At 46.1% G+C, this 15,480-nt stretch carries 10 protein-coding genes; 9 read left to right on the top strand and 1 reads right to left on the bottom strand.

The window, feature by feature from the left end:
- The first annotated feature begins 1 nt into the window (after window position 1).
- The 4 genes from mug to ilvB are packed head-to-tail and all read left to right on the top strand — an operon-like array spanning window position 2 to window position 5,529.
- Entirely contained in the window at window positions 2–547 is a 546-nt protein-coding gene (mug, locus tag NIAKO_RS20805; protein ID WP_014220424.1) for a G/U mismatch-specific DNA glycosylase, read from the top strand.
- Complete coding sequence (locus NIAKO_RS20800; protein WP_014220423.1) at window positions 525–3,248, top strand: 2-oxoglutarate dehydrogenase E1 component; 2,724 nt, start codon at window positions 525–527, stop codon at window positions 3,246–3,248. Before mug ends, NIAKO_RS20800 begins: the two co-directional genes overlap by 23 nt.
- A 16-nt stretch (window positions 3,249–3,264) precedes the next feature.
- The gene (locus tag NIAKO_RS20795; protein ID WP_014220422.1) at window positions 3,265–3,795 is read left to right on the top strand and encodes a hypothetical protein; all 531 of its coding nucleotides are present in this window, start codon (window positions 3,265–3,267) and stop codon (window positions 3,793–3,795) included.
- Window positions 3,796–3,804: 9 nt separating this feature from the next.
- Window positions 3,805–5,529 (top strand): biosynthetic-type acetolactate synthase large subunit, encoded by a 1,725-nt coding sequence (gene ilvB, locus NIAKO_RS20790; protein ID WP_014220421.1) that lies wholly within the window; start codon window positions 3,805–3,807, stop codon window positions 5,527–5,529.
- Between the two features lie 47 nt (window positions 5,530–5,576).
- Here the strand turns inward: ilvB and NIAKO_RS20785 are convergent, their stop codons facing one another.
- Complete coding sequence (locus NIAKO_RS20785) at window positions 5,577–6,359, bottom strand: phosphatase PAP2 family protein (RefSeq protein ID WP_014220420.1); 783 nt, start codon at window positions 6,357–6,359, stop codon at window positions 5,577–5,579.
- 239 nt (window positions 6,360–6,598) lie between these two features.
- On the opposite strand from NIAKO_RS20785, the gene NIAKO_RS20780 reads away from it, so the two are divergent.
- The 5 genes from NIAKO_RS20780 to NIAKO_RS20760 all read left to right on the top strand — a co-directional run bounded on the left by NIAKO_RS20780 (window position 6,599) and on the right by NIAKO_RS20760 (window position 15,465).
- Window positions 6,599–9,073 carry a TonB-dependent receptor domain-containing protein gene (locus tag NIAKO_RS20780; protein WP_014220419.1) on the top strand — a complete coding sequence of 825 codons (2,475 nt, stop codon included), beginning with the start codon at window positions 6,599–6,601 and terminating at the stop codon, window positions 9,071–9,073.
- 114 nt (window positions 9,074–9,187) lie between these two features.
- The gene (locus tag NIAKO_RS20775; RefSeq protein ID WP_014220418.1) at window positions 9,188–10,468 is read left to right on the top strand and encodes a TolC family protein; all 1,281 of its coding nucleotides are present in this window, start codon (window positions 9,188–9,190) and stop codon (window positions 10,466–10,468) included.
- A 13-nt stretch (window positions 10,469–10,481) separates the two neighbouring features.
- On the top strand, window positions 10,482–11,393 hold the full coding sequence (locus NIAKO_RS20770) for an efflux RND transporter periplasmic adaptor subunit (protein WP_014220417.1): 912 nt from the start codon (window positions 10,482–10,484) through the stop codon (window positions 11,391–11,393).
- 10 nt (window positions 11,394–11,403) lie between these two features.
- Window positions 11,404–14,436 carry an efflux RND transporter permease subunit gene (locus tag NIAKO_RS20765; RefSeq protein ID WP_014220416.1) on the top strand — a complete coding sequence of 1,011 codons (3,033 nt, stop codon included), beginning with the start codon at window positions 11,404–11,406 and terminating at the stop codon, window positions 14,434–14,436.
- A gap of 9 nt (window positions 14,437–14,445) precedes the next feature.
- The gene (locus tag NIAKO_RS20760; RefSeq protein WP_014220415.1) at window positions 14,446–15,465 is read left to right on the top strand and encodes a YncE family protein; all 1,020 of its coding nucleotides are present in this window, start codon (window positions 14,446–14,448) and stop codon (window positions 15,463–15,465) included.
- Window positions 15,466–15,480: the final 15 nt, after the last annotated feature.

Genomic DNA, 15,480 nt, shown 5'->3' with positions numbered 1-15,480 from the left:
CATGAACAACCAGTTACCGGATATTATTTCAAAAAACCTGAAGGTGGTGTTTTGTGGCATCAACCCCGGACTTACTTCTGCTATGCAGGGGCATCATTTTTCCAATCGCAGCAACAGGTTCTGGCGGGTATTGCACCAGGCAGGTTTTACCCCGTATGAAATAGAACCCCGGTTCGATATGGCTATTCTGACTTATGGTTATGGGTTAACTACCGCTGTATCGCGCCCAACTGTGCGGGCAGATGAATTATCGAAAGAAGAGTTTCATGCGTCCATTGAATCATTTAAACAAAAGATAGAGAAATATAAACCTGCCCGTTTAGCATTCCTGGGAAAGCCGGCCTGGCTGGCTTTCTCGGGATTAAAAACGGTGGAATGGGGATTGCAGCAGGAAAAGTTTTGCGGGGCTGTGGTGTGGGTGTTGCCAAACCCAAGCGGATTGAACCGGAGCTTCGCTTTGCAATCGCTGGTGGTTCATTACCAGGAATTGCTGAATAGTATACCAGTATTAAATCAACATAATCATGGAACGCTTAACATATCTTAATAACGGGAATGCAGCGTACATCAATTCGCTCTACGAAGCGTATCAGCATGATCCCGGATCGATAGAGTTCGGCTGGCAGAAATTCTTTGAAGGATTTGATTTTGGCGCCGACCAGGACAGTGAACCTGTTTCCAATGGTACTGCTGCTATGCTTGCCAAAGAGATCAATGTGCTGAATATGATCGACGGGTACCGCAGGAGAGGGCACCTGTTTGCAAAGACAAACCCGGTCAGGGAACGGCGCAGTTTTTCACCGGGAAAGGAGTTGGCGTCTTTTGGTTTGAACGATGCGGATCTTGATACCGTTTTTAAAGCCGGGGAGGAAGTGGGTTTAGGCCCGGCTACGCTGCGCGACATCCGGCAGTTGCTGGAAGAAACGTATTGCGGCCCCATTGGAGTTGAATATAAATATACCGGCAATGCCGGTAAACACAAATGGTTCCAGGATAACCTGGAAACTGTGAGGGGCAGGCCTGTATTTTCTACCGAAGAGAAAAAACGCATGCTCCAAAAATTAACCCAGGCAGTGGTGTTTGAATCTTTTCTGCAAACCAAATTCCTGGGACAAAAACGCTTTTCATTGGAAGGCGGAGAGATCCTGATCCCGGCGCTGGACCTGTTGATTGAAAAAGGCGCGGGTATGGGGGTGAAAGAATTTGTTATCGGTATGGGCCACCGCGGCCGGTTAAACGTACTGGCAAATATCATGGGCAAGCCCTATAAAGAGATCTTTGAAGAGTTTCAGGGAAAAACGGTGAAGCATGACGATGGTTTCAGCGGTGATGTTAAATATCATTTAGGTTATTCAAACGATGTGACTACCGCAGGCGGAAAACCAGTACACCTGAGCGTATGCGCCAATCCCTCACACCTGGAAGCGGTGAATGGAGTGGTGGAAGGCATCACGCGCTCGAAGGCAGATTTCAAATACAGCGGTGATTATGCTAAAATAGTACCCATTCTGTTGCACGGTGATTCTTCCATTGCCGGGCAGGGAATCGTATATGAAGTGTTACAAATGGAAAAGCTGGATGGGTACCGCACCGGCGGCACCATTCACATTGTGATCAACAACCAGGTAGGATTTACAACCGATTATAAAGACGCGCGCTCCAGTACGTATTGTACAGACCTGGCAAAGATCGTGTCTGCACCGGTTTTTCATGTTAATGGTGACGATGCGGAAGCTTTGGGCTATGTAATGGGGTTGGCTATCGATTACCGGCAGGCTTTTCAGGGTGATGTTTTTATCGATCTTTTGTGTTACCGGAAGTATGGGCATAACGAATCAGACGAACCGAGATTTACCCAGCCCTTATTGTATAAATCTATCGATAGCCACCCAAATCCCAAAGAGATCTATGCACAAAAACTGGTTGCATCGAACACCATTCAGAAAGAGTATGTTTTGGAAATGGAGACTTCTTTCAGAAATGAACTACAGACGTTTTTAGATGAAGCGAAAACCCTGGAAAACATTGAAGTGACCAGACCCCTGTACCAGAGCGCCTGGCAGGGTTTGCGCAAGGCGAATGGAACGGAATTGGAAATAATTGATACAGCTGTGCCGGAGGAAATGATTGAGGAGATAGGAAATGGGATCACTACGCTGCCAGCCGGTAAAACTTTTTTAAAGAAGATAGAGAAGTTGTTTGAAGGCCGCAGAAAAATGGTACAGGAAACAAAAGTATTCGATTGGGCAATGGGCGAGTTGTTGGCATATGGTTCCTTATTGAAAGAAGGCTACCCCGTGCGGGTAAGTGGCGAAGATGTAAAGCGGGGTACCTTTTCACACCGGCATGCAACAGCCGCGATCATTGATACGGGTGAAGAATATGTACCGCTCAATAATATTGGCGCTCAGGCAACATTCAGTATTTACAATTCCCTGTTATCGGAATACGGCGTACTGGGTTTTGAATATGGTTATGCATCTGCCAACCCCAACGCGCTGGTAGTATGGGAAGCCCAATATGGTGATTTTTTAAATACGGGTCAGGTAATTGTAGACCAGTATGTGGCCAGCGCAGAAGCAAAATGGCAATTAGGAAATGGCCTGGTGATGCTGCTGCCGCATGGCTATGAAGGTGCAGGCCCGGAACATACTTCTGCCCGCATTGAGCGCTTTTTAGCCCAGTGCGCAAATAACAATATGCAATTGGTGAACTGTACAACCCCTGCCAATTTCTTTCATGTAGTGCGTCGCCAGTTGCACCGCGATTTTCGCATCCCGCTGATAGTATTCGCGCCGAAAAGTTTGTTGCGGCATCCATTATGCGTATCACCGCTGAATGAATTTACGCAGGGGCATTTCCGGGATCTGATCGACGATGTCAGTGCAAACAGCCCGGAAGTAAAGCGGGTATTGTTTTGTAGTGGTAAGATCTATTACGACCTGTATCAAAGGCAACAGGAAAATAAGCGTACAGATGTGGCGATTGTACGGATAGAACAATTATATCCTACGCCGTTTGATGAGATGCAACAGATCAAAGCGAAATATGCATCAGCAACGGAATTTATCTGGGTGCAGGAAGAACCGGAAAATATGGGCGCCTGGCCTTACCTGTGCCGCAAATTTTGCAACAACAAAATAAACCTTCAAATTATTGCCCGGCCGGAAGCAAGCAGTCCGGCAACAGGTTTCTCCAGGCAACACGCCGCAGAGCAAATGGAAATTGTTAACCGGGCGTTTGAATAAATTAATTGATCAAATAATGGAAAATACAATTGTAACAAGTTTCTGCATCGGTACAGAAGAGTGTAAACAAACTTTATCGTACATAAGTGCAGCAACTGCAAGGGAAAAGTATACCGGTAAAATATCACCGGCCCAATTGAAAGATTATATCCAGAAAAAATTCAGTACCGGGGCTTTGCATGTGGATATGAACAGCCTCTCCAACCAGTTTGTGGTCGTATACGCCGATGGCGAGGTGGCAGGTTACGCCCGCATTACCTCCAAAGGCAGCCGGCCCGAAATATTCAATGGCAAAAGCATCATGCGCATCGCCGACTTTGCGGTGTTGAAGAAGTTCGACGACGTTCAGGTAAAAAAGAGCCTGCTTGAAAAATGTTTGTCCGCCTGCGGTTTGCAGCAAATAGTCTGGATAGGCGAATATGAACAAAACCCCGACCTGGAATTTTTTGCCAGTTACGAGTTTGTGAAAAACACTGCGGTTACGGGCGTTAATGAAGTTGGGTTGCCATTGGTTTATATGGTGAAGGAAAAACAACAGTTCAACTAAATTTTTGAAATGAAAACAGAAATGATGGCAGCGCCAAAAGAACCCAAACAGATCTTAGGGTCCGTTGCTGTTTTGGAAGCCTTGATTGCCGAGGAGGTAAAAGTGGTGTTTGGGGTGCCGGGTGGGGCCAATATTGCGATCTATGATGCATTATACGATTATGAACAACAACTGAAGCATATCCTGGTACGTCATGAGCAGGGTGGCATTCACGCGGCCCAGGGTTACGCACGCACATCAGGCAGGGTAGGGGTGGTGTTCGCCACCAGCGGGCCCGGCGCCACTAACCTGTTAACCGGGGTGGCCGATGCTATGATAGACAGTACACCCGTTGTTTGTATCACCGGACAGGTATACGCGCACCTGCTGGGTTCAGATGCATTCCAGGAAACGGATATCATCAATATGTCTACGTCCATAACCAAGTGGAACTACCAGGTCACCGATGCAAAAGAGATCCCGGCAGTACTGGCAAAGGCGTTTTACATTGCCCGCAGTGGCCGTCCCGGCCCCGTGTTGATTGATATTACCAAGAACGCGCAATTGCAGTTGTTTGATTATCCCGGCTATACTAAATGCGACCGTATTCGAAGTTACCGGCCGGCGCCTGCCATTCGCCCCGCCTATCTGGCAAAGGCAGCGGAATTGATAAACAGCGCCCAAAAGCCATTGGTTATTTTTGGTCAGGGCGTAATATTAGGCGGCGCTGAGCAGGAGTTTAAAGCATTTATTGAAAAGAGTGGCATTCCGGCTGCCTGGACGGTACTGGGTGCAGGCGCCCTCCCATCAGACCATGCATTGAATGCAGGCATGCTGGGCATGCATGGAAATTACGCGCCTAATGTACTCACCAATGAATGCGATCTGCTGATTGCTGTTGGGATGCGCTTCGACGACCGCGTTACCGGGCGTTTAGACAGGTATGCCAAACAGGCCCAGGTAATTCATCTGGATATTGATCCAGCTGAAGTGGACAAAAATGTAAAAGCCACGGTGCCGGTTTGGGGCGATTGTAAAGAAACATTGCCATTGCTTACCGCATTGACCGATAAAAAAGAACATACAGCCTGGCTGCAGCAATTTCAATCCCTGTACAAACAGGAATTTGAAACCGTGATCCATCCCGAGTTACATCCTGCAGGGGAGGAATTGACCATGGGTGAAGTGGTACGGATGCTGAATGAATATACAAACGGCGATGCCATCATTGTTTCTGATGTGGGACAAAATCAAATGGTGGCCACCCGGTATGCAAAACTGAATCATACCCGCAGCAATGTAACCAGTGGAGGATTGGGAACCATGGGGTTTGCATTACCCGCTGCAGTAGGCGCAAAATATGGCGCTCCGGATAGAACGGTAATCGCCATTATTGGCGATGGTGGATTTCAAATGAACCTGCAGGAGTTAGGAACCATCATGCAAAATAACCTCGACATCAAAATAATTATTCTGAACAACCGGTTTTTAGGAATGGTGCGTCAATGGCAGGAGTTGTTCAGCGATAAACGGTATGCTTCTGTGGACCTGGAAAACCCCGATTTTGTAGCATTGGCCGCGGCTTATCGCATTGCGGGAAAATGTGTTGCCAAACGGGATTACCTGGAGGAAGCGATAAAGGAGATGTTCAGCCACAAAGGACCTTATTTATTGGAAATAATGGTGGCAAAAGAAGGAAATGTGTTTCCCATGGTGCCGCAGGGATGTGGCATAAGTGAAATAAGGCTTAAATAGGATACGCTGAAGCCTCGAAGGACTACTGAAAAGTGGTCCTTTTTTATTTACAATCTTTTTACGAGGCAAAGGCTCAATGCTCCGTTATTATATGCCGGAAGAATAATGGTATTGGAATTTTGTTTATGCGTGAACAAACCTTTTATTTTCGGATAAATAAAATAGGTAAAGTCTGTAGATAAGATGCCTACACCGGCAGCAGCCACTACATCACTCAGCCAGTGTTTATTATTGTACATTCTGAGCGCACCGGTACCGGCCGCTAATACATATCCATACACTCCATACCAGGGCGATACATCTTTATATTCCAGCCGCATAAATTCAGCACCGGTAAAGGCGTTGGCCGTATGCCCCGAAGGGAAACTCTGGTTGCTCTCGCCATTAGGACGCATTTCGCCACTGATTTTTTTTACGGATGCTACTACCGAGCTTTGAATTAATTCGGCCATACCGAAAATAAGCGCCCGGTCGGTGAAATTATGCCTGCCTTTTACGCCGGCAAAACCCAGGGCAAAAGTACTGGCAGCAGGGGCCCATTGTAAATAATTGTCAATATGGATCAACTGATGAGGTTGTTTGGTCCAGATCTCATCTTTGATCGATTCGTTCCAGTCCTGGAACGCATCGCATTTTATGGCAACTACTCCGTACGTGATCATGGTGGCTGGTATAATAACCGAGCGCCAGGTAATAAGGGGCTTAGGCTTTATTTCAGCCGGATAATTGCGGGGAATTGAATCGACGACAGGCGGGGGGGTGGTTTCCTGCGAAAATGTCACAAAACCACTCGCTATCAGGCTTATAATCAAGAATATTTTTCTGGGCAATTCAGCGGTTTTTAACGAATAAAGGTATGTCAAAATTCTGTAGAAATACTGAATCGTGAATGAAGAATCGTGAATCGGTAATCGGCAATGTGCTCGCGAATGCTGAGATTAATAACAGATCTTGCACCGCCGAAATTCATTGCCCATTGCCAATTGACCATTGACTATTGACCATTGACTCAGGAAGTCTTCAAATTTCACCTGTAGGTTTGCTTTCAATTTAGATACAACTATACTTAATGAAAGCAATCCTTATCTGTTTGTTCGCATGGCTCTCGATAAATTTACAGGCGCAATCAACGGCCCATGCAGGGGAAAACGGGAAAATAACGGGGAAAGTAATTGACTCGCTGACAAAGGCTCCGCTGGAATATGCTACCATTACTGTAATGGATAAGTCATCCGGTAAAATATTAACGGGGGGCGCCAGTAACGATGCAGGCGTATTTACCATTACCGGGATAGCGGCAGGGGAGTATACCATAATTATAGAATCCATCGGGTATCAAAAAATAACCCTGTCGGCGGTGCCGGTGCAAAAAGGTAAGCCAGTGGAGTTGAAACTGATCAGGCTGGTGAAGAAGGACCAGGACCTGTCTGCCGTAACAGTAACCGCAAAAGCGAAACTGATTGAAAATAAGATCGACAAAATGATCTTCAACGCCGAAAAAGACCTTACCTCGGCAGGTGGCGTGGCTACCGATCTGTTGAAGAAAGTGCCGCAGGTGTCGGTTGATGTAGATGGCAATGTGCAACTGGCCGGTAATGGCAGTATTCGATTTTTGATAAATGGGAAACCTTCCACTGCTTTTGGCAGCAATGTGGCAGATGTGCTGCAATCCATTCCTGCCAGCCAGATCAAAAGCATAGAAGTGATTACCAATCCCGGTGCGCGCTACGATGCGCAGGGGATGGGCGGCATCATCAATATTATTTTAAAAACAAATACGGCAAGAGGTATAAACGGGAATATGTCGCTCACCGCAGGTACGCGGGCGGAGAATGGGGCGGTAAACTTCAATGCGCGCAATAAGAGTTTTGGCATCAATGCATTTGTAAGCGGCAACACAAGATTGCCTGTAAGCACGCCTTATACCAGTGAACGAAATTCAACCGATACCGTAGGTAAAACCAATACGCTGCTGCAGCAGGATGGTAATACAAAACTAAAACGGTACGGATTGGAATCAGGCATGGGTATAGACTGGGCGTACAAAAAGTATAATAGTTTTTCGGTCAATGTTAATTATGATATTTTTGGCACCAGCACCCGCGGACTTATTAACCAGGTACAGGAAAACACCACTTATAATGGCGGGTTACTAAGTAACCTGGCTACGCTTAATAATACCAACAGCCGCAACCGTTCTCATAACGTTGATCTTTCGTTCAATTATAAAAGAACATTTGCCAAAGAAGACCAGGAACTGGAATTTGCGGTGAACTCAAGTATTGGCCGTACGCAGGGTAATGCCGCTAATGAACAATTCTTTATGCCGCAGGATTCCCTGTATTACGGGGTAATGAACAGCAATCCCGGTAAAGAGAACCAAACCCAGATCACCCTGGACTATACGCAGCCATTGACAGAAAAAATACAATTGGGTACAGGTATTAAAACAACAATTCTCGACATCAGCAGTAATGCTGTAGCCTGGGGTTATAGTCCGTTGGCCAAAGATTATGTATACGCCGACGCGCTCTCCAACAACCTGCAATATCACCAAAAGGTGTATGCCGGCTATGCAGAGTTAAGTTTTCCGGTAGGGAATTTATTTGAGGTAAAAGCCGGCGGCCGGTATGAGCGTACGGAGATAAACTCGTATTATTCCAATGCGCAGCAGCAGGTAAAAAAGCCCGGTTATTATACCTGGGTGCCCTCTTTGTTTCTCTCAAAAAAGCTGGGGGATGAGCAGGTGATAAAACTGAGTTATTCAAAACGGATTGAAAGACCTGACTATGGCGATCTGAATCCTTTTATCAATACAAGCGATCCGAAAAATATTACCGCGGGCAATCCTTACCTGTTGCCCGAACTGGGTCAGCGCGTGGAGTTAAGTTATAGCCGTAATATGGGCAATGTGGGTTCGGTAATATTGACCGGTTTTTACCGCCACAACCGGCAGGATATTCAACCCTATGTAAAATATTATCCTTCATTGATTGTAGGCGATTCAACTTATTATAATGTATCGGTAAGTACCCGGGAGAACATCGGCACGGAAGACAATACCGGCCTGAATGTATTTTCAGATGTACACCTCACCAGCAAACTAAGCTTACGCACGAATTTATCTTTCTATCACCGGAAAATATTCAACGCCATCGATGTGGGGCAAAGCCGCACATCTTTCAACTACCGCACGAATTTGAATGTGACCTATCAGTTTACGAATCTGATGGCTGGTGAGTTCTTTGGTAATTTCAATTCAGCCCGTAACGAGGTGCAGGGCCGGTATCCCTCACTCACAACGTACAGCTTTGCTTTGCGCCAGTTTATCTGGCATAAAAAAGGCAGCCTGGCGTTAACGGCCACCAATCCTTTTAACGAATACGTAAAACAAAAGCTGGAGATTAACGGACCGGGTTTTACTACCACCACCATTCGTAAAATTCCTTTTCGTTCTATTGGCATCAATTTCACCTGGAAGTTTGGTAAGCTGGAGTTCAGGAACGAACACAAAGACGAGGGCGGCGGTGACGAGAACCTGTAACTTAACAGCTTAGAAGGCCGTTCCGATACCTCGGGACGGTCTTTTGCTTTATGGCCTTCAAGATTTTACCAGATTAGGCATATAATTTTAATATATAGAAATAAAATCAGGTAAATGAATGTTGCAATTGGTAAGTATTACCGTTGGAAGAAGCTTAGACTCCAGACAGGAATGCTGCTGTTTTTTTTGATGGTTATGACCGGGCTGCGGGCCCAACAAAATGACCTTACTTATTACCTGGACAATGCAGTCAGAAACAGTCCCCTCATCAAAGACTTTCAAAACCAGGTACTGGCGTTCTCCATTGACAGTCAACTGGTAAGGGCTAACCTAAGGCCCCAGGTAAGCGCTAATAGCAATAACATGTATGCGCCCATTATTAATGGCTATGGTTATGATCAGGCTATAACAAACCAGGCCCAGGTATCGGGTATGGTTACGGTAAATAAAGCGTTTATAAGCCGCAGGAATGTGAATACCCAGATCGCCGGTTTTCAGATCCAGTCACAATCGGCGGCCAACAATATAAAGTTGTCTGAACAGGATATTAAAAAGAGTGTTACCGATCAATACCTCAATACATTTGGTGACTACCTGCAACTGCAGTACAACCGCGAAATAAACGACCTGTTGTCCCGCGAAGATACCCTGCTGAAAAAGCTCACCCAGGGGAATGTATTTAAACAATCCGATTATCTCTCATTTACCGTAACGCGGCAGCAGCAATTACTTACTACGTCCGAACTGGAAGTGCAGTATGCCAGTGACTATGCGCTGTTGAATTACCTGGCAGGCATCCAGGATACCACAACACCCCCACAACTGGAAGACCCGAAACTATCGCTGAATACTTTACCGGAGTACACTACATCTGCTTTTTACCGGCAATACATCCTGGACAGTTTAAAAATCAGGAACGACCGGGCGCTGGTTGATCTGAATTACAGACCAAAGATCAATTCCTTTGCCGACGCAGGGTATAATTCATCCATGACCTATATGCCATACAAAAACTGGGGCACCAGTTTTGGCGTTTCGCTCACAGTACCTATTTACGATGGTCATCAACGAAAATTGCAATACCAGAAGTTAAACCTGGCCGAACAAACCCGGCAGGCACAACGGGATTTTTTTGTGAACCAGCGGCAACAACAGTTATTCCAGTTAATGCAGCAGCTGCGTAACACCGAAAAGCTTATCAATAATATCAACCAGCAAATACGCTATACCGATACCCTGATAAAAGTGAATGAAAAATTGTTGGCTACCGGCGATATAAGAGTAACCGATTTTATTCTGGCGCTTACCAATTATTTCAATGCGCGGAACCTGGTTACGCAGAATTACATCAACCGGCTGAAAATTATAAACCAAATTAATTACTGGAACAGATAATATGACAGGCACTATGAGATCAGGAACATATATATTAATAATGATCGTTTTGGTTTCCTGCGGGCATAAAGCCGCTGATGAGAGCAGCGATTCGCCCGAAGTGGTTACGCCCGTAACGATTACAACGGTGCATACGGGCCTTATGGCAGATACTATTACAATGAATGCCACCTCTACCTTTTTACAAAAAAGCATCGTGAAGGCAAGCTCTAACGGCTATCTTACTACGGTGAATGCGGTAGTGGGGCGAACGGCCGGGAATGGCGAAGTGTTGTTCGTGCTAAAAACAAAAGAGGCACAAAGTATAGGCAATACCATCAATTCGTTGGATTCTACTTTTAAATTCTCGGGTCTTATAACCATCAGGGCGGCCAGAACCGGTCATATTACCGAAGTTAACCACCAGGTGGGTGATTATGTACAGGATGGTGAACAGCTGGCGGTGATCAATGATGTGAACAGTTTTGTGTTTGTGCTGAACCTGCCGTATGAGCTACGGCCGTACGTGTTGGGTAAAAAAGATGTACAGTTAAAACTGCCCGATGGGCAAAAACTGGCAGGCACCATTACTGCCGTAACTGCCACTGTTGACTCGGCCACCCAAACCCAGAATGTTTATATAAAAGTGCCTTCCAATCAGTTGCCGGTAAACCTGGTGGCCAAAGTAGACATTGTAAAAACGGCCAAAAACAATGCGATCTTTTTACCCAAACAAGCAGTATTGGCGAATGAAACGCAAACGGGGTTCTGGGTAATGAAAGTAGTAAATGATTCTACAGCAGTGAAGGTGCCGGTAACAAAAGGACTGGAGACCAATGGACAGGTAGAAATTGTTTCGCCCACTTTTACGGGCAACGATCAGTTTGTACTAACCGGCAATTATGGGTTGACGGATACCGCCACCATTACAATTGTAAAGCAATAAAACGAACCCGGTGAACAACTTCTTTCTCACACATAAGAACCCGCTTACTGTATTACTCGTCCTGATCCTGGGCGGCGGCATTTTTGTATATACGAAACTGCAAACCTCGCTTTTCCCGGAAATCACTTTCCCCAAGATAAAAGTAATTGCCGATGCCGGTTTACAGCCCGTTAATAAAATGATGGTCACTGTAACCAAACCATTGGAAGCGGCCATTAAACAGGTACCCGATCTGCAAATGATCCGGAGCACCACCAGCCGGGGTAGTTGTGAGATCTCGGCATTCATGGACTGGAATGCAAATATCGATCTGAGCCAGCAGCGTATTGAATCAAGAATTGCAGAGATCCGGAATCAGTTACCGCCCGAAGTGCAGATAAGTGTGGCCCGGATGAACCCATCCATTTTACCGGTAATGGGGTATTCGCTTGAAAGCAATACGAAGTCGCCCATAGAATTAAAACTGATTGCCAACTTCACGGTAAAGCCATTCCTGTCGCAGGTGGCAGGTGTATCGGAAATAAGAATAACCGGCGGGAAATCAAAAGAGTACTGGCTTCAATTGAACGTGCAAAAAATGGGCACCTTTTCAGTAACGCCCGAAATGGTGAATACGGCGTTGGGGCAAACCAACTTTATAAAATCAAACGGGTATTTGTCTGACTACCACTTTTTGTACCTCACCGTAACCGATGCCACCGTACAAAATAAAGATGAACTGGAGAATATTGTAATAAAGAACGATGGCAAGCGGGTGGTAACCATTAAAGATGTTGCCGATGTGCAGATAAACGAAGGCGTGGAGTATGTAAAGATCAATGCCAATGGCCGCGATGGCGTACTGGTGGCGGTGATAAAACAGCCCAATGCCAACCTGGTAACGCTGTCTACAGCCATGGAAAAAAAGATCGCTGAATTAAAAAAGATCCTGCCGCCCGATGTTCGCATTGTTCCCTATTACATCCAGGCCGATTTTGTAAATGACTCCATTAAAAGCGTAACCGATAGTTTGTGGATCGGATTGTTACTGGCTATTGTAGTAGCCATTATTTTTCTGCGTTCGTTAAAGGCAAGCGTTACGCTGTTGTTCACCATTCCCATTACGCTGGCGCTTACGCTGATTGTGCTGTATGCAGTGGGGTATACGTTTAATATCATGACGCTGGGCGCTATTGCCGCGGCCATCGGTTTAATCATTGACGATGCTATTGTAGTGGTGGAGCAGATTCACCGCACCCATGAGGAGCATCCGGACGAACCCAGTAATGCGCTGGTGCAAAAAGCCATCCATTACCTGTTCCCGGCCATGCTGGGCTCGTCCATAAGCACCATAGTAATATTCATTCCCTTTTTATTAATGAGCGGGGTGGCTGGCGCCTATTTCAGCGTTATGACCAATACCATGATCATAACCCTGGTGTGTTCCTTTTTTGTTACCTGGATTGGTTTACCGGTGGTTTACCTGTTGCTTACCAAAGACAAGCCGCGGCAGGGACAACAGGCGGCTGCCCATAATGTAAGAACACAGGGCTGGGTAGCTTTTTTTATAAAACGCCCGTATATCAGTTTGGCCTTTGTAGTGGCATTGGCGGTTTTGATTGCATTACTGGTGCCCCGTTTGGAAACCGGCTTTTTACCTGAAATGGATGAAGGAAGTATTGTATTGGATTATAACTCGCCGCCAGGCACATCCCTGGAGGAAACGGATCGCGAATTGCACGAGGTAGAAAAGATCCTGAAGACGATCCCGGAAGTACAGGCGTATTCAAGAAGAACGGGTACGCAAATGGGCTTTTTCATTACCGAACCTAACCGGGGAGATTACCTGATCCAGCTTAAAAAAAGCAGGAAGCGAACCACGGAAGAGGTGATCACAGATATTCGTCAACACATAGAGAGCTCGCAGCCTGCCTTACGGGTTGATTTCGGACAGGTGATCGGCGATATGCTGGGCGATCTGATGACCTCTGTTCAGCCAATAGAAATAAAGATCTATGGGAACGATCAAAAAACATTGCAGCAGTTAAGTAAACAGGTGGCGGAGGTAGTTACCAATGTTTCCGGTACCGCCGATGTATTCAATGGCGTAGTTATTGCCGGGCCCTCGGTAAGCGTGCAGCCCGATTATACAAAGCTGGCGCAGTTTGGCGTAACCCCGGCCAGTTTACAGTACCAGTTGCAAACGTCACTGGAAGGCAATATCTCAGGAAATTTATTTGAGCAGCAGCAATATGTTCCCATCCGGCTGGTGTATCCCGGCAACCGGAAAATGAGCGTAAACGACATCAACGACCTGAAAGTATTTTTGCCCGATGGCCGGTTAAAACCTATTACCGCGCTGGCTAAAGTAACCGTAAATGCCGGTGATGCCGAAATTGAACGGGAAAATTTGCAATCGATGGGCGTAGTAACTGCCCGCCTCGAAAACCGCGACCTGGGCAGTGTAATGAAAGATATACAGCAAAAACTATCCACTGATGTTCACTTGCCCCAATCATACAGCATTCAATATGGCGGCGCTTATGCCGATCAGCAGCAATCGTTCAAAGAACTGTTGATGATATTGATAACGGCCAGCCTGCTGGTGTTTGCGGTGATCCTGTTCCTGTACAGAGACTTTAGCATTGCTTTGCTTATTTTAGGAATTGCCGTGCTGGGTATTTCAGGCAGTTACCTGGCGCTGTTCCTTACCGGTACCCCATTAAACGTGGGCAGCTATACCGGCCTTATAATGATCACCGGTATCATTGGGGAGAACTCCGTATTTACCTTTTTGCAGTTCAGGGAATCGTTACACGAGAAAGGGACTGATGATGCCATTATCTATTCCATTTCAACCCGGCTGCGCCCTAAGTTAATGACCGCATTGGGCGCCATCATTGCCTTAATGCCATTGGCATTGGGTATTGGTACAGGCGCGCAACTGCACCAGCCACTGGCTATTGCCGTAATTGGCGGGTTTATAATGGCGTTGCCGTTGTTGCTGATCGTATTACCAACAGGGATCAGGATGATCTATAAAAATAAAACTACCACACCATAAACATTTAACATGAAAAAGCAATCGGGATTAATCTGTGTGCTGATACTAATTGCAGCACTTTCATGCAAAGCGCAAACGGCTACCGGCATACATTTATTAACAACCTTTCATTTGTCCGGGACCGGTGGCTGGGATTACCTGTCCATACAGCCAGGTTCTGAAAAACTATATGTCTCACATGGCACCCAGGTAAACATTGTTAACAAAACAACCGGCGATTCGCTGGGTGTTATTCCCGGCACCACCGGGGTGCATGGGATTGCATTTGTGCCCAACCTGAATAAAGGGTATACCAGCAATGGCCGGTTGAATACATTGACCGTTTTTGATCTGCAAACGGCCAAAGTATTTGGTCAGTTGCCTGTGGGGCAAAACCCGGATGCCATTATGTATGATGAATTTACAAAACACCTGATCGTATGCAATGGCCGTAGTAATAGTGTAAGTATTGTTGATCCGGAAAATGATAGGGTGGTGGGAACTGTTGATGTGGGTGGAAAACCGGAAGAGGCCGCGACGGATGGCGCGGGTATGTTGTTTGTTAACATAGAAAATAAAAGCGAAATTGTAGTGATAGAACTTAAAAGCCAGCGGGTACTGCATCGTTGGCCATTGAGTCCTGGCGTAGCGCCTACCGGTTTAGCCATCGACAAAACCACACACCGGTTGTTTTCTACCTGTAGCGACAGCAGGCAGTTAATGGTGCTGGATGCCAGTAATGGTGCTATTGTAAGCAAAATTCCAATTGGCGCAGGCTGCGATGGGGTAGCCTTTGATGAAACATCCAAATATATTTATACTTCCAACGGCGAAGGAAATATAACGGTAGTAAAGGAAGGAGAGAAAGATGATTATAGTAAAGTAGCTACCCTGCCTACTAAAAGGGGAGCCCGCACTATAACGCTTGATGCTGCCACGCATAAATTGTATTTGCCAACTGCTGATTTTGAAGCCGCCACCCAAGCAAATGGAAGGCCAGCTGTAGTGCCCAATACCTTCCAGGTATTGGTAGTTGGATCTGATAAATAAGTTCGCCTTCCACTC

Source organism: Niastella koreensis GR20-10 (genome assembly GCF_000246855.1).
GTDB lineage: Bacteria > Bacteroidota > Bacteroidia > Chitinophagales > Chitinophagaceae > Niastella > Niastella koreensis.
This window is presented reverse-complemented; position numbering and strand designations above follow the sequence as displayed.